This is a genomic window from Mycobacterium sp. 1165178.9 (assembly GCF_001673555.1).
In the GTDB taxonomy this organism is placed as follows: Bacteria; Actinomycetota; Actinomycetes; order Mycobacteriales; family Mycobacteriaceae; genus Mycobacterium.
On record NZ_LZMB01000013.1, the window covers coordinates 1 to 593 of the forward strand.

Genomic DNA, 593 nt, shown 5'->3' on the forward strand with positions numbered 1-593 from the left:
TAGTTGCCGATGGCGCCCACCACGACCCCGATGCCCACCGGCAGCAGTTTGCCGAACAACAGGGCGCCGCGCCGCACGGTGTACTTCCGGACCCACGACTTGAGCAGCCGCGAATTCAGCTTCGACATCGACGACAAGGGAAGGGCGGCCAGGCTCTCGGAAATCCAGCCGCCGCCGGTGCGGCGCGGCGCCCTGTTGTTCGGCAAACTGCTGCCGGTGGGCATCGGGGTCGTGGTGGGCGCCATCGGCAACTACCTCGCCGGCAAGAAGATGATTCGCAACGCCAACCGGGCGTTCGGCGCCCCGCCCGCACGCTGGCCCCGTGCGCTGCACCTGGTGCCTAGGATCCACGAGGCCGGTTAGCCCCCCGGCCGTCCTCGTGTCCCCCGGTCTACCTGGCGGATCGGCGGCGAAAGGTTAGCCTTTATAGGGCGGAAACAATGGGTATCGCCATCGGTGTGAGGTGTTCGGTCGTCCGGGACCGACAAGGGTGCAGGCGCCGCGGGAATGCGCTTGCGGAACAGAAGGATTGAGGCGAACTGCGGTCGTGAGCAACATAAGTTCACCATTCGGGCAAAACGAATGGCTGGTCG

Annotated in this window: 2 pseudogenes; one reads left to right on the plus strand and one right to left on the minus strand. The window is 65.9% G+C overall.

What is annotated here, in order from left to right:
* Positions 1-224: pseudogene (locus tag A5652_RS26240) on the minus strand (hypothetical protein); the annotation flags it as partial.
* On the opposite strand from A5652_RS26240, the pseudogene A5652_RS00765 reads away from it, so the two are divergent.
* Positions 178-363: pseudogene (locus A5652_RS00765) on the plus strand (hypothetical protein); the annotation flags it as partial. The pseudogenes A5652_RS26240 and A5652_RS00765 overlap by 47 nt on opposite strands.
* Positions 364-593: the final 230 nt, after the last annotated feature.